Here is a 22,002-nt window from a genome sequence, read left to right on the forward strand (position 1 = left end):
GCTATAGTTAGCTATAACGGAAGAACGAGGCGACGATCATGGACAGTCGACTGGTGCTTATTTTTCTGCTCCTGCCCCTGCAGACGCAGGCCCAGGAGCTGCGCTTTAGCATAGACCCCCAACAACTGATCAGCGACACCCCCAAGCGCTACGGCCTGGATCTGGAACTGCGGGAAAATGAAGACGGCAATGCCCGTCTGGCCGCCTACCCCCGGCTGCAGCTGACCCCGGAAAGCTCGGTGAGCCTGTCGATAAAGGACTACAGACCCAACCTTAACCTGGAAGGCGACGGCTACAAGACCTCGCTCAGGCTCAGGGGCGACGGGGTCAAGCTCAGTATCAGGCCCAGGGATCCCCGCAACCGCCTGGAGGTGGACCTGAAAATCACCGACGACGAATCCAGCCTAGACCTTAGGTACAAGTTTTGACACCTTGCGCGGCTGGAACACATGCACCGTGATCTCTTCCCGGTCGTGGTAGAGCTGCTTGGCCTGCACCTGGAAGCCACCCAGTTGGTCGAGCTTCTCTTGTAGTTGCTGCAGGTTGTACACCGCCTCGGCGTAACGCTTCTTCATCGGCAACTTGAGGTTGAAGATGGCCTCCTGGCAGTCTTCGCTCACCAGCCAGTCCGCCATCAGCGCCACCACCCGGGCCGGCTTTTCCACCATGTCGCACACCAGCCAGTAGATGTTCTTGCGCACCGGCCGCCACTTGAAGCCGTCTTCCCGGTAGTGCTTGACCTGGCCGGTGTCCATCAGGCTCTGGGCCATGGGGCCGTTGTCCACCGCCGCCACCATCATGCCCCGGGCCACCAGCTGGTAGGTCCAGCCGCCGGGCGCGGCGCCCAGATCCACCGCCCGCAGGCCGGAGGTGAGCCGGGTCTCCCATTCCTCCCGCGGGATAAACACATGGAAGGCCTCCTCCAGCTTGAGGCTGGAGCGGCTGGGCGCGTCGGCGGGAAAGCGCAGCCGGGGGATGCCCATGTGGAAGGGCGAGTGGTTGTAGGAATAGGAGTAGCCCAGCATCAGCCGGTTGTTGGCGGTAAAAAACAGGTGCAGGGTCGGCCTGTTGCGGGCCTCTGCCCGGGTCAGCACGCCCTTGCCGCGCAGTGCCTGGCGCACCGGCACCGTGAACTTGCGGCAGAAGCGGGACAGCTCCTTGCCCTCGTTGGTGTCCGGGGTTTCCACCCGGATATCGCCACACAGGGGCATGCCCTCGGCCGCCGCCACTATGGGGCTTATCCGGTCCTCCAGGGACAGATCCTGGAGTTCGGCCCAGACCACCAGCATCTGGCGGGCGAAGATCAGCTCCCGGAACGGCAGCTTGCGCGCCAGCAGATCGCCGTCTTCCGGCTGGAAGCATTCGTACACCACAAAGCCGCTGTCGTCCTTGGCGCGGGCAAAGCCGGGGCAACCCATGGCCGCCGCCCTGTCCTGAATTTCCGCCGCCGCTTCCTTCTCGAATCCGGGACGGCAATAGATCAATAACTGTTTCATTCAGACCTCAACCAGGCACGACCGGCCAGCAACAGACTCAGCCAGCCAGCCATGAAACCGACGCCCCCCAGGGGCGTCAGCCAAGCGATACCCTTGGTGCCAAACAGCACCAAGGCATAGATACTGCCACTGAACAGCAAGATGCCCAGGGCAAAGAAAGCGGCGGCCAGGTGCAGTTGCCACAGCGGCCGCCCGCGCAGCGCCAGGGTCACCAGCAGCAGCGCCAGGGCGTGATGGAACTGGTACTGCACCCCGGTGTTGAAGGCCGAGACCAGATGACCGGCGACGCCGCTCGCCGCCAGCCCGTGGGCGCCATAGGCGCCGAGGGCGGTGGCACTCAGGCCGAACCCGGCCGCCAGATAGAACCAGAGTTTAACGAGCAAGGACAAAGCTCCTCATCCCGGCCACTATCGTCGCCAGGTTATGTTCCAGGCTGGTGCCCGAGGACTTGCGCGGGCTGAAGCCGTGATCGCCGTCCTTGATCCAGAGCGTCTCCACGCCCTCGGCCAGATCGTAACCGGCCACCGCCGCCCGGTTGCCGAAGCTGTCCCGCTCCCCCTGCACCAGCAGGGTCGGGGTCGCGATGCTGGCCAGGTGCTGGCCGCGAAAGCGTTCCGGCTTGCCCGGTGGATGGAAGGGAAAGCCCAGCAGGATCAGTCCCCGGGGCGAAAGCTCGTCGGCCACCAGCGAGGCCATGCGCCCGCCCATCGACTTGCCCGCCAGGAACAGCCGGGGATGGGCGAATTCCGCCGCCAGCTCCCGCCAGCAGGCCAGCAGCACCGGCTCCCTGTCCGGCGGTCGGCGGCGCCCGTCGTCCCGGGTTTTCTGCATGTAGGGAAACTCGAAGCGGATCACCTGGATCTGCTCGTCACCCAGGCCGCTGGCCAGGGTCTCCAGCACCTCGTGCGTCATGCCGGCGCCGGCGCCGTGGGCCAGCAGCACCCGGTGGCCGGCATCATCGGATCCGTTTTTCAGCACCTTGCTCATCCGTTCAGGGCCTTCTGTTTTTCTTCCTTGGTCACCAGCGCCAGCATCCATTCGCGGAAGGCCGCGATCTTGCCGAGTGCCGCCTGAGACTCGTGGCACACCAGGTAATAGGCGTTCTTGGACATCAGCACCTGCTCAAAGGGACAGACCAGGCGGCCGGCGTCGATCTCCGGCTGGGTCAGCACGCTGTGCCCCAGGGCCACCCCCTGGCCGTGGATGGCGGCCTGGATCACCATGGAGGAGTGGCTGAAGATGGGCCCCTGGTTGACGTTGGCCGCCTGGATATCGAGCTGCTTGAACCAGGCCTTCCAGTCCCGCCGCGAGGTATCGTGCAGCAGCGTATGGCGGGTCAGATCCTCCGGCGTGCGCAGGGGCTTGGTGCCCATCAGCAGCATGGGCGAGCACACCGGGATCAGGTATTCCGCATGCAGCTTGTCGGCCCGCAGCCCCGGCCAGTTGCCCTTGCCGTAATAGATGGCCACGTCCACGTCGTCGGTGAGCGAGCCCTCGTCCAGGTCCACCGCCTTGATGCGCACGTCTATGTCCGGATGCACCTCGCTGAAGCGTACCAGCCGGGGCACCAGCCACTGGATGGCGAAGCTGGGCTGCAGGCTGACGGTGAGCGCGCCCTTGGCGCTGCGCGCCAGCAGCCGCTCGGTGGCGTCGGAAATGGCGGAAAAGATGTCCTTGATCTCCAGGAAGTAGCTCTGCCCTTCCTCGGTCAGCAGCAGGGAGCGGTTGCGCCGCCGAAATAATTTAATGCCCAGGTACTCCTCCAGCCCCTTGATCTGGTGGCTGATCGCCGCCTGGGTCACAAACAGCTCTTCCGCCGCCCGGGTAAAGCTCAGGTTGCGGGCGGCGGCTTCGAACGCCTTGAGCGCGTTGAGCGGGGGTAGTCGCCGGGACATCGATACCTCGATAAGGTTTTCTAATGGCGGGGATTATAGGTGGGCGCCGCACGACAAGCCAGCACCGCCACCACAAAGCCACGGAATAGTTGCGGGCGACCGCCCTGCCCCGCCAGGATATTCATTTCATGCCCGCGCCTCTGCTACACTGGGCGGGTTCTCTTCTCACTTCGATATAAGCCGAAAGACTCAGGATCCCATGATTGATCTGCTTCCCGTATCCCTGCTCGACTGGTTGATGTTCGCCCTGGTGGCGCTGCTGGTATTGCTGATCGCATTCAGCCTGCTGCGCCGGCTGTGGCGGGGCAGCCCCAAAAACCCCTACCGGCAGAAGCTGCTGTTCAGCGCCGAGTCCGCCGCCGCCCTGCGGCTGCTGGATAGCGCCCTGGGCCGGGAGCTCAGGGTCTTTCCCTGCGTGAGCATGAGCGAGGTGCTGGAACTCAACCCCGACCTCAAGAAAGCCCACCGGGAGCAGGCCTGGCACGAGCTGTTCGGCGAAAAGCTGGACTTCGTGCTCTGTTCGCCCAAGGATCTCAAGGTGCGGGGCGCCGTCATGCTGGTGGACGACAGCCTGAGCAAGACCGACGGCCGCCAGCGCCATCGGCTGTTGCAGAACATCAGCGACGCCGGCCTGCCCCTGATCCACCTCTCGCCCAAGGACTGGCCGGGTGCGGAAGAGCTGCGCGAGGAAATTCTGGCCGCGGTCAGCCACCGGCCGCTCGATCTGCCCATCCTGGGGCGGGGCCGGGTGGAGCCGGTGATCCGCCTGTCCGACCAGGATTTGCCGGAAGACAACGACGAGCCCCGTTTCCGGCTGTGAAATAAGACGGGCGGGCAGCGGGGTCTTCTCCATGACCTCCCCACCAGAAGGAGCCGACATCATGATAAGACCGGGCCTGTTCGTCCTCTCCCTGCTGCTGTCCGGCTGTTCCAGTGACGGCTGGCAGTCCGCCAGCCGGGCCCCGGCCGGCATAGCCCCGGATCCGGCCAGCACCCCCGAAGCGGTGATCCAGGTGTACGGCGCCGACGCCTGGGGTTGGCGCGGCTGGTTTGCGGTGCACACCTGGATCGCGGTCAAGCCCAGCAGGGCCGAGCAGTATACCGTTTATGAAGTCATCGGCTGGCGGGTACGCCGCGGCCTGCCGGCACTGCGGGTGGCCCGGGATCACCCCGACCGCCATTGGTTCGGCGCCGAGCCGACCATACTGCTCGACCGGCGTGGCCCCGGGGTGGACGAGCTGATCGCCCGGATCGACAGGGCGGCGCAGGCCTACCCCTGGAAAGATCAGTACCGGCTGTTCCCCGGCCCCAACAGCAACACCTTTCCGGCCTGGATCGCCCGCCAGGTGCCCGAGCTGGGCCTGAAGCTGCCGCTGCGCGCCATCGGCAGCGGCTGGGCCCGGTGGACGCCGGACTAACGCCAGACGGCCCGCAGCGGCGTGTCGGCGCCGTAGTGGTGCAGGATCTGCGCCTGCAGCAGCTCGGCGGTGGCCAGGGCGTCGGTCAGGGCGTGGTGGGGATGGTAATGGGGCAGGTGATAACGGCCGCGGCTGTCGGCCAGGCGGATGGACACCGGCCTTTGACCCCGCAGCCGGGCCCAGAGCCCGAGCGGTTTGCGCCGGTGCAGCCGCGCCTCCAGATCCATGGTGTCCACTACCGGAAAGCGAATACCCTCGTTCAGCCGGGCCCGCAGCGCCCGATCCAGAAAGCCCCGCTCGATGGCCCTGTGATGCACCACCACCACCTTCCCGGCCAGGGCACAGAGCAACTCATCCAGCACCAGCAGCAGATCCGGCGCCTCCTGCACCGCCGAGTGGGTAATGCCGTGGATCACCACCGACTCCTCGGCCAGCGGCTTGTGGGGGTTGAGGATCCAGTGGGCCGACTCCCGCACCCGGATACGCCTCAGATCGAAGGGCACCAGGCCGATGCTGACGATGGCGTCCCTGCGGAGATCCAGGCCGGTGGTTTCGACATCCAGGGCCACGAAGGGCACCTCGCCCAGGGGCCTGTCTCCCTCTACCGCCCCCGCCCGGTAGTAACGCTGCAGCCGGTAGTCCCGGGCCGAGCGGGCCAGCTGGCCGAACAGCTCGGGCCATTCCGGGGTGGGCGCCGGTGCGGGTGGACGCTGGGGCCGCAGGTAGAACATGGCCCTACCCCGCCCGGTTGGGCTGGTAGCGGAACTTCAGGAACTTCTGGGCATGGCTCAGGATCTGGAAGGCATCCTTCAGGTTGCGGCGCTCGAAGTCCGACAGGTGTTCCGGCTCTATGTTGTTGTCGGGCTCCCGCCCGGCCACCAGATCCAGGGCCTGGTGGCGGATGCGCACCATGGCGATGAACTCCATGGCATCCCGCAGATCCGGCCCCCGTCCCTTGGGCAGGATGCCGGCCTCGATCACGTCCTTCAGCCGTTCGAAGGAATTCTGGGCCCGGGAACCCACCGCCAGGGCATGCACCCGGATCAGATCCGCCAGCGGCGCCGTGCCCCGCCGCTTGAGGTTGATGGAGTTGTTGTGCTTGCCGTCCTGCTCCATCACGAATTCCTTGAAGAAACCGAGCGGCGGGGTGCGGTTCAGGGCGTTGCGGGCCAGGCTGGCGAGAAAGCGGGGACGCTGCCGGGCCCGGCGGGCGATCAGGGCGTTGAGCTGATCGGCCCACTCGGTCTTGCCGAAGACCCCGTCCAGATCGAAGAAGATGGAGCTGTCCAGCAGCGACTGGGGGCTGGGGTTGTCGATCCAGTCGGTGAAGCACTGCTCCCACTGCCGCCGGGTCAGCCGCCAGCGCGGATTGGTGGCCATGATGCCGCCCTTGCAATAGCTGTAGCCGCAGGCCGCCAGGCCATCGCACACCCGCTCGGCCAGGGCGGCGAAATAGTCGCCGTGCGCCCGGGCATCGTAGCGATTGTCGAGGATGAGGGCGTTGTCCTGATCGGTCACGATCAGCTGCTCGTCCCGGGCCATGGAGCCCAGCGCCAGGAAGCAGTAGGGCACCGGCGGCGGCCCCAGCTCGGCCTCGGCCAGCTCCAGCAGGCGCTGCTTGAAGCTGCGGCCGATCACCGCCATGGCCGAACCGATCATCCGGGAGTTGGCGTCCTCGTTGACCATGCGCACGAAACAGGCCTTCACCTCCCCGGCGACCCCGATCAGCTCTTCGAGCGACTGGGCCCGGAAGATGTGGCGCACCACGAACAAGCTGTTGCGGGACTCGTGGCGCATCAGATCGGACAGGGCGATCACCCCGATGGGCCGCCCCCGGTGCAGCACCGGCAGGTGGTGCAGGTTGTGGCGCAGCATGGCCAGCATGGCCTCGAACACGAACTGGCCGCTTTCCAGCGCCACCGGATCCGCCGACATCACCTGTGCCACCGGCGTCTGCAGCGCCAGCCCCGCCGCCAGCACCCGGGTACGCAGATCCCGGTCGGTAAGAATGCCGGCCACCAGGGCGCCGTCGTCCCGGGGGGCGGGATCCAGCACCAGGATGGAGGACACCCCTTCCTCGGTCATCCTCTGTGCCGCTTCCTGCACCGTGGCCGACAGGGAGATGGTCACCGGCTCCCGGGTGATAAGCTCCCGTACCGACGAGGTCATCAGTTCGTTGGCCCCCTCCTGGCGGGACACCGCCTGGCGCAGCCGGCTGCTGTCCACCTCGACAAAGTCGGCGAAGGACTCGAACTCGGCGCACAGCGCGTGGAACAGGGCCTCGGGCAGGCAATACAGCAGGGTGTCCTCCAGTGCCCTGGCCGGCAGCCGCACCCTGTTGTTCATCAGCAGCCCCATCTGGCCGAACAGGCTGCCTTCGCTCAGGCGGTTGTAAAGCTCCCCGCTGCGCCGGTAGATCTCCACCGCGCCGCTGCGCACCAGGTAGAGATCGTGCACCTCGTCGCCGTAGTTCAGGATCGGGCTGCCGGCCCGGTAATAGGCGATTTCCACCTGGCCGGCCACCCGCGCCAGCGTCTCCTCCGGCAAGCCCTCGAAGGGCGCGAAACGGCGGATGAACCCCAGTATTTCCAGTTGTTCGACTTCCATCACCCGGCTCCTTCTCGCTGAAAAAACAAAGAGGCAGGCAGGTCACCCCGCCTGCCTCCCTGGGCCCGGCTCAGACCGCCCTGGGCTCCGATAGCAGCCCCTTGATCAGGGCCACACAGGAGATCAGCAGCACTATGGTAAAGGGAAAACCGGTGGACACCGCCATCGCCTGCAGGGCGATGAGGCCACCGCCTAGGATCAGGGCGATCGCCACCAGTCCCTCGAAGGTACACCAGAATACCCGCTGGGGCTTGGGCGAGTTGACCTTGCCGCCGGCGGAGATGGTGTCGATCACCAGGGAGCCGGAGTCGGACGAGGTGATAAAGAACACCACCACCAGAATGATGCCGATAAAGGAGGTGATCGCGGACAGGGGCAAGGCATCCAGCATGATGAACAGCTGCAACGGCAGGGCCGCCTCGGCCACCGCCTGGTAGCCGTCGTTGACCAGCTGGCTGATGGCGGTGCCGCCGAAGGCGGTCATCCACAGCACACAGGCGGCGGAGGGCACCAGCAGCACCGAGATGATGAACTCCCGCACGGTGCGGCCCCGGGATACCCGGGCGATGAACATGCCGACGAAGGGCGACCAGGAAATCCACCAGGCCCAGTAGAAGGCGGTCCAGCCCTGGGAGAAGTTGGCGTCGTCCCGCCCGATGGGATTGGACAGCGCCGGCAGGTTCTCCAGATAGGCCGCCAGGTTGGCGAAGAAACCGGTGACGATGGCCAGGGTGGGCCCGACGACGATCACAAACAGCAGCAGCGCCGCCGCCAGCACCATGTTGATCTCGGACAGCCGCTTGACCCCGGCGTCCAGCCCGGCCAGCACCGAGAGGGTGGCGATGGCTGTGATCCCGATCACCAGCACCACCTCGGTGGTGGTGCCGGTCGGCAGGCCGAACAGGTAGTTCAGGCCGGCACTGGCCTGGGAGGCCCCCAGCCCCAGGGAAGTGGCCAGGCCGAACAGGGTGGCCACCACCGCCAGAATGTCGATGACATGGCCGGGCCAGCCCCAGACCCGCTCGCCCAGCAGCGGATAAAACACCGAGCGCATCGTCAGCGGCAGCCCCTTGTTGAAGGAGAAGATGGCCAGCCCCAGCGCCAGCACCGCATAGATGGCCCAGGGATGCAGCGCCCAGTGGTAGATGGTGGCCGACATGCCGAGCCGCCTGGCGGCCTCCGCATCACCGGCGGCGGCCCCCAGCGGCGCCCAGTCGGTACGCACCCCGTTTTCGACGCTGACGCCGCCCAGGGCGCTGCCGAAGTGGGACAGGGGCTCGGATACCCCGTAGAACATCAGCCCGATGCCCATGCCGGCGGCAAACAGCATGGAAAACCAGCCCAGGTAACTGAAGTCGGGCCTGGCCTCGGTGCCGCCGATGCGCACCCGCCCCAAGGGGGAGAAAATAAGAAACACGCACACCAGCACGAAGATATTGCCGGACGCCAGGAAGAACCAGTCCAGGTTCGATGTGAGCCAGCCGCGCAAATCCCCGAACAGGGGACCCACCTGGTTTTGAAACGCCAGCGTCAGAAACACGAAGGCGACGATGGCCAGGCCCGAAATCATAAACACCCGGTTGTGGATGTCGAGGCCGAAGGGGCCTATCTTCAGTGCGATATTATCCTGCCCCACCTGGTAATCGGTATCGATGGGATTAACCTTTCCCTCCGGGGCGATAACATCGTGGTTATCTTGATCAGCCATAAATAATTTCCCTCATTGATCAGCGGGTTATCCTCCGAGGTAATAAAGGGTAGCACAACTTTGTAACTCAATTACAGGCCAGGGGGACAATTGTGGACCTTGCCAGCAGCGAGTGCACATAGAAGCCGACAATGCGACCAGGCACCGCACACAGACATACAGTTGCCCTTCCTGAACTTGGCCGCGCCAAAAAGTTGTGGTTTTCTAGTACAAAAGCCTACTTATCAGAATCCTGCTGCTATCTGTAGTCATCCCGTTACCGACATTCTGGTGATGGCAAGTGCACCCGAAGGGCCAATCCTTCCGGATAGGTGTCTCGTTTTCTGAGTTGACGCTCCTTCAGGATCTCGTGAGTCAGTGTCATTCCCTGCTCCGTTATCTTGTTGTTGCTCCACAGAGTAACGACCCTGAAAGGCTTAACAAGCGACGCTGAATGTCGCCCGCATGCCCTATCGTCCAGCCACACGCCTTGCTGCATTCAGGAGACAAGTCATGGCCATCTCACTGGAAATGCTGAACTTTATCGTGCCCATTCACCTCATTGAAAAAATTCCCCCGTGGCTGGGGGTAATACCGGCAGGGTCTCAGGACAAGCTCGGTCATGGCGTCTAGCTTGACGGGCAACCCTGCCCTGTGACTGGATAGCGGTAGATTCGAACACAGCCACGGCCTGGTATAAAGGGCACTAGGCAGGGCGGCAATAATCCGCGCTAAACGGTAGTATCGGGCGAAAAGACAAGGAGCCATCATGACCAAAACACCGAGCCCAGAGCAGATTTCCCATCTGCTATTTGAAGCCGATCCCATGAACACCTGCTGCAAGGAAAACGACTGCTTAGACGAGTATGACAACTTGGCTGAAGATATTCTAACAGCCCTGAACAAAGGCGATACCCTGGAAAACGCCGTGCGTCAACCGCTGTTAATTGGGTTTGGCGAAGACCTGGCTACACCAGAAAAAATCGAGCAGGTAATGCGGGCGCTGTCGCCATTAAGCCTGGCCAGCACCGATCCAGGCTAACCTTGCTGTTGGATTCGCTCCAGGGCCGCACGCACTACCGAATCCATCCGCGCCAAATCCGCTACTCTATGATGCCCGCCATCCGCGCAGTACAGCTCTGCCACACCTCCGTCCAGAGCTCGGCGAATTCGCTGAATGTCCAGTACCTCATCGCCCAGCTCAAGATAGGCAAAGCGCAACACGCCGTCATCACAGCCGGCAATCTCCAGTTCCGAATAATCAGCACGAAAAGAAGGATAGAGCTGAGGATTAACCAACACACAGGGTAAGCCATGCTGCTGCGACTTTACCAGTGCCCAGTAGCCCCCCAGGCTGTGTCCTACCAACAAAACGGGGCTGTACCGGGTAATCAGCTCGTCATAATGCCGGCTTATGTCTTCCCTGTCGCTGCAACGGTAATCTACCGTTTCACAATATTTGTGAGGATGACTGATGGCGGTAAATTTGGTGGTCTGGTTGTCGGAATCCAAACCATGAAAAAACAAGATCATGTTAACCTCCTGATCAAAGCCTGTAGACACAGCATGGTACATCCCAGCGACACCAAGCGTCGTCCTATTTTCAAACAAAGGTCATGGCAAAAATCACAGTGCAGCACAGGTGAACAGCATCACTACAGCGCGATACTAACGATAGTTTCAAACCACCGCTCTAATAGTTCCCGCTCCTTTTCCTGAAGATCACCCGCAGGATAGCCCAACTCAAGCTTGGTCGTCTCTTCGCTACGGGTGCAATTGATCATTGGCAGGAAATGATTAAGCTGTAGTGCCTGCATCTCAGGCGTGTTTTTAGCGTGCATGCCATAATTATCTGCCAACTTGCTTAGTCCGTTCAGGTCAATGCAAGCAGACAACAGTGCGATTTCTCCTGCTTCACCATCAACCTTATGCCATTTCTCACCAACAACAGCTGAAGTAACTGCATCAAATTCCACCGCAGCCACATCTGTTCCTTCAGAGTGCTGATTGATAGTCAGATCATCTTTCTTAAGATCCTGGCTACCATTGAAAAGCCCAAACTCTATAGCATCCGTTGCTTTTATTACCTGCTTATATGCCATTTCCATTTCGTAATCTGACAGCATATGTGCATCCTCCCCAAGCACAAATAACGGAAGATCAACACGAGTATGCAGATAGAAATGACTATTGGCATGTTCAAAATCCATTACCAGCTTAACCAGCGGATAGTGCTTAAGGATCCTGTTCGCCAGTGCTGTCAGTTCCTTTGGGCCTGCTCCATCTATTTTTTTCAACGTATCCCTGGAAGCGAGAGGTGATTTAAAAGAAAGGTAATACACAGTGCCCGATACCAGCGCCGAAAACTCAGAGGAAAAGTGACGTTCCAGAATGACAGGCTGATGCTGTAGCAAGGTTTTATTAACAAGCTGTGACTCAATCAGGAACAAAGCGTTAGGATGATGGTTATTGGCATTAATTTTGTGCAATGTAGCCGACTGAGTTTCAGCCAGATGCTGTAATCGTCTCCCGATCAGACTCTCGACCTCTGTCGTTTTAATATGGTTACAGGGCGTGTATAAGAAGCTCGCATGGTCATTATTCGACTTTGCCGGATAGGGATCCTTCACCTTGGTAGAGTAATCAGGCTTTCGTAAAAACTCCTGCCAACCCGCCATAGCATTTTTCAAATCGATTTCACTGCTAAACTGATGAAAATCGCAGGCATCCAGTTTCGCCTCAACACCATGTTTGAGCCTGATAAATGAAGCCAGCTGTTCTTGGTCAAAGGATTTATCAAGATAAGGGTAGTTAATATGTAATGTAGCCCGGTCACTATCTCTCAACATTTGGTTGACCTTGCCGAACAAGCGGTCAACCCGACCAACACGCTGCTCGTTATCACCCGGTGTCCAGGCAATACCGTAATGATGAACCTTATGACACTGCAAGTGCAGGTTAACCCCTTCCTGGAATACCGACGTCGCCACCAGTACGTTGGGAAAAAAGGGACTGTTAAACCCTAAAATAAGTCGCTGCCGGTTACTGGTCTCGCCACTGGCGAACCAGGCTGGGTTATGAAGGCTGGTCAGTTCCCGCCAGGGTCGTTCCCAATCCGTCAACCTGTGATCCGTGATTTTTTCACACATGGCCTCAAAGGTCTCAATAGCGTTAATGAAATAACGATACATCAGAGATTCGGGCAGCCGGGGCCGGACCCACTCAATAAAAGCGTGATATTTTTTCTGTATATCCTTTGCTTGATCAACCCGGCTGAACACCGTAAACCAGCAATACAGTTCAATGACCACCGGGCTTGCAAACATAAAGCCGCTTTTCAGATAATTCCCGAGATTTTCCAAAATAGCCGGATTGCGCTCTTTCCAGTCCTTCAACTGGTCCTTGCACGTCTCTGGTAACAAACCGTACATTTCACCCCAGGCTGTGGTTACGGGCAGGTCATATCTGCGTCGTTCAAGATCACCACGATATTCTTTTTGACTTTTCCGGGAGAACAGTTCGTGACAGTCAAGACGCATATCGCGGGCAACATCACCGTATAGATCCCTTTCTCGCCCGTTTATTACTTTCCGCCCATAGGCATCATATTTTCCCTGAATATAATCACTGGCCGGTTCGAGAAACAATGAAAACAGACTCTCAGGACGTCGAAAACGAAGGCTTACATTGGTACAGTCCGTCCGCTTTTCACCACTTTTTTTAACGGTAAAAAGATCAAAAATTTTGGAAGAAAGCTTGAGTTCGCTCTCCTCTGAAGCGTTATCTTCATCGTCCGTTTCTTCCAACGAGCCCAATTCACCCGTCGGTCGAACACTTTGCTGCTGTTCGACAAAGCGATTAAAAAATACCCTGGACCACCCCAGTTTTCGCCATTCATCCAGCGTTGCAATTGTAGCCTCTGCGCTCCATGCCTTTATCAACTTGCTCGCCAGTTGTTCATCATATTCAGCATTGATGCGCTGGGTAATTTCACGCACTGACGGAATACGCCTGACAAACACAAGGTGTTTGTCATCATGTAAGGCTCCCGACGTACAGAAAATATCTTTGGGAACACAGTCTGTCACCAGGGTACCGTACTTTGGATGATCCGGAAAACGGTTATAGATACCATGAAATTGCTCCGTCAGCCTGCTCAACAGCTGAGAGTCGGCCACCCGGCTGCCAAAATCCGTGGCGTTGCTGTCCCGAACACCTTCATCATTTGCATCATCTTCTGGCGGAATGCTGGTAGCGGTATTCCCCACAGACTCAAACCCTTCCAGATAGCCATATAAAAAACGCCTGTTGCCGCCTGTTTCTCCCTGTGACTCCACCATTTTTTTCTGGTAAAGGGCAAAAAACAGCTCTGCATCCAGATTGCCAGCAAAGCTTGAGGCGACAGCGTTTTCTGACCTGTAGTTGTATTTATTATGGGCCTGTTCCCTCCCCTGCATATGACGCAAGCGCCTGATGCCAAACTCCCGCATCAAGGCGTCTGTTTCAGAGCATGAATCATCCAAATTGGCAAAGTAACCGAGAATATTACTCAAATCAGCAGGGGAAGAATGGCTTGGTGTGGCCGTCATCAATAGAGTTCTTTGGGCCAGTTTGTTGTCATTTTCTCCAAAAAAAGCCTCGGCCGCAGCCACCCGCTGGGATCCACCGTGCTTGTTGCGAAAATAGTGGGCCTCATCAATGATCAGCAAATCGAAGCCATCGTCGCCTATTAGTGATTTAACCTTCTGGTACAACTGTTCCGCTGCACTTCTGGCTTTCTTACGCTTATCTCCCTCTTCCTTTTCTTTGTCAGGAACCAGACCACTCAGGGAGTGAATGGTCGTGAGGAAAAACCGGCAGGTATGCAGTGATAACTGTTCCACCAGCTCGAACAGATTTGCACAAAGACGGGGGTGGTGAATGGGGCCGCCATCAACCATATTCCTGACCAGATGATCCCGATCACGATAGTGCTCTCTCAGAAATGTGTTGTACTCGCGCATCCAGTGGCGACAGATGTCCCGGTTCGGCGCCATAACCAATACCCGGGCATCGGGTTTCATCTTCCACAACAGCGCCATCACCCCCAGCGCCTGAAACGTTTTGCCCATGCCCACCTCATCTGCCAGCAGAGCGAGCTCCTTGGTCGCCAGATTATTCCACAGGCCTGCAACCCCTTCGGCCTGCTTGGCGGCCATGGAATTGTCAGTGTGGTGGTAATGCCAACTGGCATTATTTCGATCAAAATTGATCCATTCACCCACCTGACTGGCAGAGAGCAGCCCCCAAGTTTTACAGGACATAGCCGTTCTCCTTACCAATCAGCGCAATATAGGCTTCTCGACGTCCATCCCCCATGGGGAGTTCAGGCACCACTACAGCCAGACGCTTCCACTTATGGCGCTCTATTTTACTGGTGCTGTCACTACACTGCTGGCGTTGGTAGATTTTTCGGGCAAACTCTCCCAGTGCGTTAACTTCATTTGCCAGAAACCAGTTAAAGCCTGTGGCATCGGATGTTTTCAGGTGTTCACGCACCTTCTCTGCCAGCTCTTGCAAACATCCGGGATAAACAAACAGCCATTTATGCAACTCTGCAGCCGAGTTCTGCTCTTTCAGGCTCTCCAGCCGTTTGCGGTATTCCTGCATGGCATAGAACAGGCGAAAATAGCTGATAGAAACCTCCTGCACGTCCAGCTCTGACGCTAACCAGCCTTGATCCGCCTCATCCATATTCCGCAGACAATGACGTAAGCCCACACTGTCATTGGTCTTGGGGTCTGCTTCGCTTACATAACTATTAAGCAACTCCTGCAAGGATCCATAACTCTGAGCCCGTCGAAATTCTGCCCGCTTTTCAATGATCAGTCCCTGAAAGCGCACCTCCCCCTGATACTCAATCCGATAAAAATGATCGGTAAGCAAGGCGTCACTCTCAGGGATTATGTCTTTAACAGGTTCCAGTGACTTTTTTCTGGGTTTCCACTTCAGCGCCACAGGCGCATCCACACCAGGCAGCTTAAGCCAATAGCCATCATCCACAGCACCCTCGTGCCATTTACCGTCTACCTGATAACAACCCTGTTGCCAGTCATAGGTAACCGTCAGATCAAAGGGAGGTAATTCCGGTGGATCAATGCCCTCCTCTTCCAGCATTTGGGCTGATGCAAAGTCTTGAGCATCGGGCATGTAAGCCGCCCCTGTTATCTTCGGCCTGCTGTCGCAAGGGTGAACGATGCCTGCCTCCACGTTGTTCCACCTGCCGTCATCTTCCGTTGCAACAGCCAGGCTGGCACAGCCGGGGGTGGTGAAGTTCCAGGAGCCGATGGCAATCACACTGCCTTTCTGCCCCTCGGCCATCCAGATTTTTGCGTGGGTCATTTCCGTGCAGTCATGCTTTGGTGAAGGGTTCTCAAAGAACTTAAGTTGTCCACTCTTCAGCATGGTCTCCATGGCTTCACTCCAGCCTGTGCGGATGTAGCGCCCATCAATCCGGTCTGTCACCAGGTTAACCGTCAGATGTGGGGCCTCGAGGTGATCCCGCAGGGCAGAGATAAACGCCGGCAGATCCGATGACAAATAGGGGGACCAAACTGTCAGCCTGTTGGGAGCACCACTATCACGCAGGGAACCTAGCAGGTTGCGCTCACCAAAGCTGTGTACAAAATTCCAGCTGTTATCGTTTTGCGGAAGAGTACGTTTCTGGAACTGAAGCGAGGGGTCGATCGAAGTGAAAAAGGCTTCTATCTGCTCGTAACGTTTCTGGCTATTAACTTCGCGAAAATCCATCGCCTCCTGATTGCGCCCCCAGCCACTGATGGTCAGGTTGGCGCTGCCGGCACCGAGAATCATCTTGCCGTTCACGTCTTCCAGATAGATCACCTTGGGATGAAACAGGCTGTTTTTTGGGCTCATGCCAGCAAACGCTTTCAGCGAGCGTACGGCCACCGGCTGCACATGTATGGCCGTGCGTTTGTGCTGCTCTGCACCCAGCATGCGCTTATCGCAAAATACCCGGAAATCAATGCCATTATCCTGTAGGGCCAGTTGCAGGGTTTCGTAATCCATGCGGTTACGCGGTGGATCACCCCCCAAAACCGCTGGCAGAACATGGGTTTCCACAAAACTGATATCCAGATTAAAGGTGGTCAACCACACCCGCTTGATCTTACTCAGTTGCTCCAGCTGCTTTTTAAACTCTGCCATCAGTTTCATGCGGTCACCCCCCACAATCCAAGCAGCAGGTTTTTAAACTGAGGTACGTAATAGTTGTTGGCCCAGCCGCGCTGCTCCCGGGTTGGCTGTCTTCTTGCTGCCACATCCAGATGCAAAGTGTTGTCTCCAAGGCGCAGCCAGGGTAACTGCCCGCGACGCTCCATTACCCGGCAGTGATAATCATGCAACGCCCGCATCTGGCACTCGATGCTGGGCTCTTTACTCACGTCCAGCAATTGCCTGAGCCTCTTTCTGCCGGTATCGGACAACACACTGAACATGGATGGCTGGTTTTCTATCTCGGCCGCCAGCCGGGGCAAGGTTTGCTTGTTGCGGCCCAGTTGACTCCATGCTTCCGCTGCCTGCTCCAGGGGCTGGCGTTTATCCGTGAGCATCAGGGTAAACATCAAATCCAGCTCGGTAAGCAAAGGTTCAAGCAGGCATATATGCGCTATTCTGTCTTTCTCGGCAGCATCTAGCGACGGGTCTTCAGAGGCTTTGGCAAATAACTCGGGGGGGCTGAGTTTCTCAGCCCGGGGATTGTTCAGGCTCTTCTGCAATACACGATACAGAGCACCGGCAGCGCCTCTGTCCAGCTCAGTAACGGCAAGCCAGAACTCCCGGGAATAGGAGCCCACAAATGCGGGCGTGGAAAAAGCTTCCACATACGCCAACTGCAAAGACCGGCTTACCGCTTCAACGTTAAACTTCAGCTCACGGGCAGACGACTGAGCAATCAACTGCTGTAGATAGGTGCGCAGCTGGGTATACAGGCTTTGCAGTGATGGGGTTTTAGCCACCAGTTCCTCCACCCTGCTCCACTGAGGCTCGCCCCCCGGCAGATCGTAGCGATATTCCCGGTCGAAAAATTTCATTTCAATCATGGGTGTTTTATAACGGCCGCTCACCCCCAGCATGGTTTGCCGCACCAGCACCTGGCAGTCGCCTTCGTGGCCAAACGAGATCAGAGGGTTATGATGACTCTCATTCCATCTGCGCCGGGCTTTGGATATGCCCAATACTCCCACCGTGTCTGCGCCAGCACTCGATTCATGGGCGAGCATGGAATACACAAACAGGTTTTCCAGGTGGATCAGGCAGGCATAGCGAAAGTTGAGATCTGCCTTGCTGGAATAACGCTTGTGCAGTGCCGAGCCCAGTAATACAGCATCGTCTTCCACCAGGCTCTTGAGCACATAGTGATGAAACAAATTAAGGGTGTAATTGCGCACATCATTTGAGATGGAGTTAACACGACCTTTGAAAATGGCCTGGCCAAATGCAGACCAGATCACCAGCACCCCCAACGGATCAATGTTCAGCTCGCTGCTCAGGCTGTCGTCATATTCTGTGAGAAACTTATCCAGATACATTCAATATCCCTTTCTCTGGGGTTTACCAAAGGTCCAGCTCGTGAATGGTGGTCTGCTGCCCGTTTTGCAGAATGATGGGAAAGGCAGTGTTCAAATCCAGTCCAAGGGCATAGGCATCGCACCGGGGGCAAATGGCGTGCAGGCTGCTGGAAGGCGCTGTGGCCTGTGTTGACAATGTCTTGATGTTTGGCTGCAGCAGCTTTTTTATATCGTTCAATGTGCTTTCGGTAACAAAAACAACCGCGGTATGGCAGTGCTTACACTCAATAGCCATGGTTACTCCTTGATAAAATGACAGACGCCAAATTTTGCGTCTGTCTGAAACGTCCAAATCTTTACTGCCGGCTTGTTGAGTGCTAGTCAGGGGCCGTTTGCTCTTCGAGATCTTTAATACTGCGGTCCTGCTTATCAAACCAGCAGGTTCGTCCATTGATGGAATAGCCCACAATAATGGCGGCGGCCTGAGTCGGGCTGGTAAACAGATGATCTCTGGTGAAGATGAGCCGGCCACTGATGTTAGCAATGGTGCCGTTGTCCTGTAGTTGCTGGCGCAGCTTTTTATAACCCTCAGGCAGTGAGTTGACCGTCTCTGAAGATACTTCAGAGCCTTGCAGCACCACTATGCCTTCGTTATTGACAATGGCGTTGGCCTTGAGCTTTTTATGGTTCAGGGTAAAGGCTTGTACGGTGGTTTCTTCGGCCGGGTTGGGAATCACCACCTGCTCTTGCTTCACCTTTTCATGGCGGGCCACCGGCTCCAGTGCCTTGTGGCCAATCACACCCAGCAGGGTGCGCAGGTTGCCGATGAATTCCTCCATGGAATCACGATCGCCACGGGGCAAAGACGGCAACTGAGGGCTGTTACCGTTCAGCAGCACGTAGCGATTGGCGGCTCGGGCCTGTTCCACCAGCCGCGACTCCAGGTATTTCACATGAGACTTGGTCAGGTTTTCGTCCTTGCTGGTGAAGAACACCACCTCGTTCCAGAAGTCCTTGCCGGTGAGGTGCTGGCCCAGGCGCTCCAGCACGTTCTCGGCCTCGCCGATGTAGACCGCCTGACTGCCGGAGTCGTCGTCGATGCCAAACAGAAAATACACGCCCGGCTTGTTGGATTCGGGCCAGCCGGCCAGGGCCTTAAGCTGGGTGCGAGGCGCGGAAATAGCCTGGCCGGTCCAGTTAACGATTTCGGCATGGCGAATGCCGGTGATGGAGCCGTCATCCAGATAAATGCGAATGGTGCGCCCTATGCTCATGCGCTGGCCTTTTGCTTGCGGGTGCGCTTGGCTGGCGTTTGGGCCGCACGTTCGGCCTTAATGCGGGCCAGCAGGGCTGAGGCCGAGTGCTCGCCGCTGATAAGCTCTGGATTTTGCTCACGCCAGTCGGCGGTAAGCTCGCCGCGAAAGGCCCTGGCCAGTATGGACTGAGTGAGATGGTTGACCCGGCTTTGCGCTGCCTTTACCCGCTGCTCGATTTGATCGGCAAAGGCAAAGAGCTGCTCAACCCGGCGGACAATTTCGGTTTGTTCAGTTTTTGGTGGCAGCAGTATCTGGAACTGCTTGAGCGCAGGCATGTAGATAGTTTTAACTGTAGAGCCCTGCCCCGAAATAGTTAGATGATCTTTTGCAGCCATTAGTGCGTACATCAAATACTTGTTGACCAACTCTTCACCACAAATCCAATTTGCGAAGTGTTGAGTTGTAGACATTTGATGCCCCATTATCGTGGTATAACCGACAGATATATCCCGTGAAAAGCAAACTGTACCTGCTGGTAGTAGACGAGCACTGGAGTTTTCAATACCAAGCATAGTGGGCTTATATTTTGTGTCCTGAATAACAGTGCCATGAGCCGCTCTAATATCCTGCAAACTTATCCAGTAAACATCTCCATCATCCCAATACTCTGAAACTGATTTACGAGGTGTATGCCCTGACTCGAGGGTGGCGAGCTCGACCAGTTTTTTCCAACCCCAACCCCTTGGTGCTTCATCAGTTTCACTGCCAATCGTCACAGGAGACTGATGGAAAGCCGTAGATAACGTGCCCCGCCACTCTTCCGTCAGTTTGCCGCTGACGGCGGCGGCCAGCACGGATTGGCGGAAGCGTTTCAGGATGGCCGGCAGGCCGTCGAGGCGCCCCTTGAGGGTGTCCACCTGCGCCAGCAGGGTATCCAGGCGGTTGGCGATTTCCCGCTGTTCAGCGAGGGGGGGAAGCGGAAACTTTATCTGTTCTAGTTTTTTCCGTGTAATTCTCTTTCTCGTTGTACCAGAAGAATTCTGCTCTATTTCCGCTCGAAACTGTGGAGAGTTAATCCAATACTTCAAAAAATCATTTCCGACCGCTGAATCGTTTGTGGCCCTTAACAAACAGACATCCACGACAGTGACAGCGTCCTGACCTACTCCAGGAAAAATACAGGCTCTGCCAAGAGGATCAGGCATGCGAGCAACTAGAACATCACCTTTTTTTAGATAGGTACAGTTGAGTAGCTCAGCTTTTTCAGGTGTCATGAATCGCTGTGATTTATTTTTAAAATCACCATCACCTATATCAGCAAGTTGTATTAGTCGGACGGAGCCATCAGGATCTTGATCCTTTGACTCTATCCAGTCACCATCCGATATGACGCCATTGGTTGATATGACTTTTGCTAATGTTGATTCTGTCCATCCTTGTGGCAAAGCGTCCAGACTCATTGCTTCACCTCTTCATTCAACCCCAATACCTCAGCTAACAGCTGTTTCTGGCTATCCGCCTCATCCCCTGCGCCCAGCGCCTGCATCAGTTGATCCAGCTCGCGCAGGGCTTCGGTGAGTTCGCTCATGGCCTCGGCGGCCAGCACATCCGGCTCGGGCAGGCTGGCGGCGTCCACGCTGTCGTTGTCCTTCAGCCAGCTGATATCCAGGGAGTCGCCCTTGGTGTCGCGTATCCAGTCGCGGCTGAAGCAGCGCCAGCGGCTGGTGGTCAGATCCTGGGCTACGCCCTGGTTTTCTGCGGTCTCGGCCACTTCGATTTGCTCGCTGCCAAAGCTCCATTCGCCTTCGGTGCGGGGGCTGGTGCCGTTGGGCTGGTCGCCATAGACGGTTTCAAAGGGTTGCAGATGTTTGGCGGTAAAGGGGCTGCGTTTGCCAAAGCTCGGCATATTGGTGCGCAGATCGTACACCCACACCTGCTGAGTGCAGGCTTCCTGCTGGCGGGGATCGGTGGCGCTGCCCTTGGTAAAGAACAGCACGTTGGTTTTTACGCCCTGAGCGTAAAAGATGCCGGTGGGCAGGCGCAGTATGGTGTGCAGGTTGCACTTGTCCATCAGGTCCCGGCGAATGTCGGTGCCGGCACCGGCCTCGAACAATACGTTGTCGGGCAGCACCACGGCGGCGCGGCCACCGGGCTTGAGCCCGCGATAAATGTGCTGCAAAAAGGCCAGCTGCTTGTTGCTGGTGGGATAAGTGAGGTCGTCCCGGCTGATGCTGGCCTCGCCGCCCTTGGCGGTGCCGAACGGCGGGTTGGCCAGAATGATGTCGGCCTTGGGCAGGTTCATCCCCACCTGGCCCAGGCTGTTGCCCAGGTGCACCACGCCTTCGTCGTCCCCTTCCATGCCGTGCAGCAGGCAGTTCATCAGCGCCAGCCGGCGGGTGCCGGGCACCAGCTCCACGCCCACAAAGGCGCGGTTGCGCTGAAACTCCTGGGCCTGATGGTCCAGATCGTAGAGGTCGTCGGTCTGATCCTTGATGTAGCGGTCGGCGGCAATCAAAAAGCCGGCGGTGCCGGCGGCCGGGTCCTGAATCACCTCGCCGGGCTGGGGCTTGATGCAACGCACCATGCTGTCGATAAGGGCGCGGGGGGTAAAATACTGGCCGGCACCGGACTTGGTTTCGCCGGCGTTCTTTTCCAGCAGGCCTTCATAGAGATCCCCCAGGCCATCGGCCCGGGCGCTGAACCAGTCGATGGCGTCCAGGGCGGTGATCATCTGCTCCAGGTGGCGGGGCTCGCGCAGCCGGGTTTGGGCATCGGCATAAATGGCGGCAATCAGGCTGTCCCGGCTCTTGGAGAGATCCAGCAATATCTGTTTGTAGTCGTTCAGCAGCGGCAGACCACTGCGACCGGTGAGATCGGGCCAGCGGCACCCTTCGGGCAGGGCGTGCTTGCCGAGCAGGCCGGCCTCGGTGTTTTCATGCTCCATCTTGATAAACAGCAGCAGCACCAGCTCGGTGACATAGTCGCTGTAGTTGATGCCGTCATCGCGCAGCACATCACACAGGTTCCACAACTTCTGGACGATTTCGTTATTGGTCATCGGGTTCTCTGTTCAAAT

At 57.9% G+C, this 22,002-nt stretch carries 19 protein-coding genes; 4 read left to right on the forward strand and 15 right to left on the reverse strand.

Going from position 1 to position 22,002, the window contains the following annotated elements:
* Positions 1 to 38 precede the first annotated feature (38 nt).
* Positions 39 to 428, forward strand: coding sequence for a hypothetical protein (locus AN401_RS14340; RefSeq protein WP_094039685.1), 390 nt, complete (start codon positions 39 to 41; stop codon positions 426 to 428).
* Here AN401_RS14340 and rlmM read toward each other — a convergent pair.
* From rlmM to AN401_RS14360, 4 genes are read right to left on the reverse strand one after another with little or no spacing between them, the layout of a single operon-like run.
* A complete protein-coding gene (rlmM, locus tag AN401_RS14345) occupies positions 405 to 1,496 on the reverse strand; it encodes a 23S rRNA (cytidine(2498)-2'-O)-methyltransferase RlmM (protein ID WP_096779728.1) in 1,092 nt (363 codons plus the stop codon). The two genes, AN401_RS14340 and rlmM, sit on opposite strands and share 24 nt — an antisense overlap.
* On the reverse strand, positions 1,493 to 1,879 hold the full coding sequence (locus AN401_RS14350) for a DUF423 domain-containing protein (RefSeq protein ID WP_094039683.1): 387 nt from the start codon (positions 1,877 to 1,879) through the stop codon (positions 1,493 to 1,495). The genes rlmM and AN401_RS14350 overlap by 4 nt, the downstream gene beginning before the upstream one ends.
* Complete coding sequence (locus AN401_RS14355) at positions 1,869 to 2,483, reverse strand: alpha/beta family hydrolase (RefSeq protein ID WP_096779729.1); 615 nt, start codon at positions 2,481 to 2,483, stop codon at positions 1,869 to 1,871. The genes AN401_RS14350 and AN401_RS14355 overlap by 11 nt, the downstream gene beginning before the upstream one ends.
* Positions 2,480 to 3,391 carry a transcriptional regulator GcvA gene (locus AN401_RS14360; protein WP_094039681.1) on the reverse strand — a complete coding sequence of 304 codons (912 nt, stop codon included), beginning with the start codon at positions 3,389 to 3,391 and terminating at the stop codon, positions 2,480 to 2,482. Before AN401_RS14360 ends, AN401_RS14355 begins: the two co-directional genes overlap by 4 nt.
* A gap of 199 nt (positions 3,392 to 3,590) precedes the next feature.
* Here AN401_RS14360 and AN401_RS14365 point away from each other — a divergent pair, with 199 nt between their 5' ends.
* Positions 3,591 to 4,211, forward strand: coding sequence for a DUF2726 domain-containing protein (locus AN401_RS14365; RefSeq protein ID WP_094039680.1), 621 nt, complete (start codon positions 3,591 to 3,593; stop codon positions 4,209 to 4,211).
* Between the two features lie 61 nt (positions 4,212 to 4,272).
* Complete coding sequence (locus AN401_RS14370) at positions 4,273 to 4,809, forward strand: DUF3750 domain-containing protein (protein WP_096779730.1); 537 nt, start codon at positions 4,273 to 4,275, stop codon at positions 4,807 to 4,809.
* Here AN401_RS14370 and AN401_RS14375 read toward each other — a convergent pair.
* From AN401_RS14375 to AN401_RS14385, 3 genes are all read right to left on the reverse strand, one after another.
* Positions 4,806 to 5,540, reverse strand: coding sequence for a 3'-5' exonuclease (locus tag AN401_RS14375; protein ID WP_096779731.1), 735 nt, complete (start codon positions 5,538 to 5,540; stop codon positions 4,806 to 4,808). The genes AN401_RS14370 and AN401_RS14375 overlap by 4 nt on opposite strands.
* 4 nt (positions 5,541 to 5,544) lie before the next feature.
* Positions 5,545 to 7,416, reverse strand: a complete 1,872-nt coding sequence (locus AN401_RS14380) for a DUF294 nucleotidyltransferase-like domain-containing protein (protein WP_094039677.1) — start codon at positions 7,414 to 7,416, stop codon at positions 5,545 to 5,547.
* A gap of 70 nt (positions 7,417 to 7,486) precedes the next feature.
* Entirely contained in the window at positions 7,487 to 9,124 is a 1,638-nt protein-coding gene (locus tag AN401_RS14385; RefSeq protein WP_096779732.1) for a BCCT family transporter, read from the reverse strand.
* A 748-nt stretch (positions 9,125 to 9,872) separates the two neighbouring features.
* On the opposite strand from AN401_RS14385, the gene AN401_RS14390 reads away from it, so the two are divergent.
* Entirely contained in the window at positions 9,873 to 10,145 is a 273-nt protein-coding gene (locus tag AN401_RS14390) for a hypothetical protein (RefSeq protein WP_094039676.1), read from the forward strand.
* Here the strand turns inward: AN401_RS14390 and AN401_RS14395 are convergent.
* The 8 genes from AN401_RS14395 to AN401_RS14430 all read right to left on the reverse strand — a co-directional run bounded on the left by AN401_RS14395 (position 10,142) and on the right by AN401_RS14430 (position 21,984).
* Positions 10,142 to 10,636 carry a YqiA/YcfP family alpha/beta fold hydrolase gene (locus AN401_RS14395; protein ID WP_157772284.1) on the reverse strand — a complete coding sequence of 165 codons (495 nt, stop codon included), beginning with the start codon at positions 10,634 to 10,636 and terminating at the stop codon, positions 10,142 to 10,144. The two genes, AN401_RS14390 and AN401_RS14395, sit on opposite strands and share 4 nt — an antisense overlap.
* Before the next feature lie 122 nt (positions 10,637 to 10,758).
* A complete protein-coding gene (locus tag AN401_RS14400) occupies positions 10,759 to 14,406 on the reverse strand; it encodes a DEAD/DEAH box helicase (RefSeq protein WP_096779733.1) in 3,648 nt (1,215 codons plus the stop codon).
* A complete protein-coding gene (locus tag AN401_RS14405) occupies positions 14,396 to 16,318 on the reverse strand; it encodes a phospholipase D-like domain-containing protein (protein WP_157772286.1) in 1,923 nt (640 codons plus the stop codon). Before AN401_RS14405 ends, AN401_RS14400 begins: the two co-directional genes overlap by 11 nt.
* Positions 16,315 to 17,691, reverse strand: coding sequence for a hypothetical protein (locus AN401_RS14410; protein ID WP_096779735.1), 1,377 nt, complete (start codon positions 17,689 to 17,691; stop codon positions 16,315 to 16,317). Before AN401_RS14410 ends, AN401_RS14405 begins: the two co-directional genes overlap by 4 nt.
* 22 nt (positions 17,692 to 17,713) lie before the next feature.
* The gene (locus AN401_RS14415) at positions 17,714 to 17,965 is read right to left on the reverse strand and encodes a hypothetical protein (protein WP_096779736.1); all 252 of its coding nucleotides are present in this window, start codon (positions 17,963 to 17,965) and stop codon (positions 17,714 to 17,716) included.
* Between the two features lie 82 nt (positions 17,966 to 18,047).
* Entirely contained in the window at positions 18,048 to 18,944 is an 897-nt protein-coding gene (locus tag AN401_RS14420; protein WP_096779737.1) for a GIY-YIG nuclease family protein, read from the reverse strand.
* Positions 18,941 to 20,386, reverse strand: a complete 1,446-nt coding sequence (locus tag AN401_RS14425; RefSeq protein WP_096779738.1) for a restriction endonuclease subunit S — start codon at positions 20,384 to 20,386, stop codon at positions 18,941 to 18,943. Before AN401_RS14425 ends, AN401_RS14420 begins: the two co-directional genes overlap by 4 nt.
* On the reverse strand, positions 20,383 to 21,984 hold the full coding sequence (locus AN401_RS14430) for an N-6 DNA methylase (RefSeq protein WP_096779739.1): 1,602 nt from the start codon (positions 21,982 to 21,984) through the stop codon (positions 20,383 to 20,385). The genes AN401_RS14425 and AN401_RS14430 overlap by 4 nt, the downstream gene beginning before the upstream one ends.
* Between the last annotated feature and the right edge of the window lie 18 nt (positions 21,985 to 22,002).

The sequence above is a fragment of the Zobellella denitrificans genome, assembly GCF_002407485.1.
Classification (GTDB): domain Bacteria; phylum Pseudomonadota; class Gammaproteobacteria; order Enterobacterales; family Aeromonadaceae; genus Oceanimonas; species Oceanimonas denitrificans.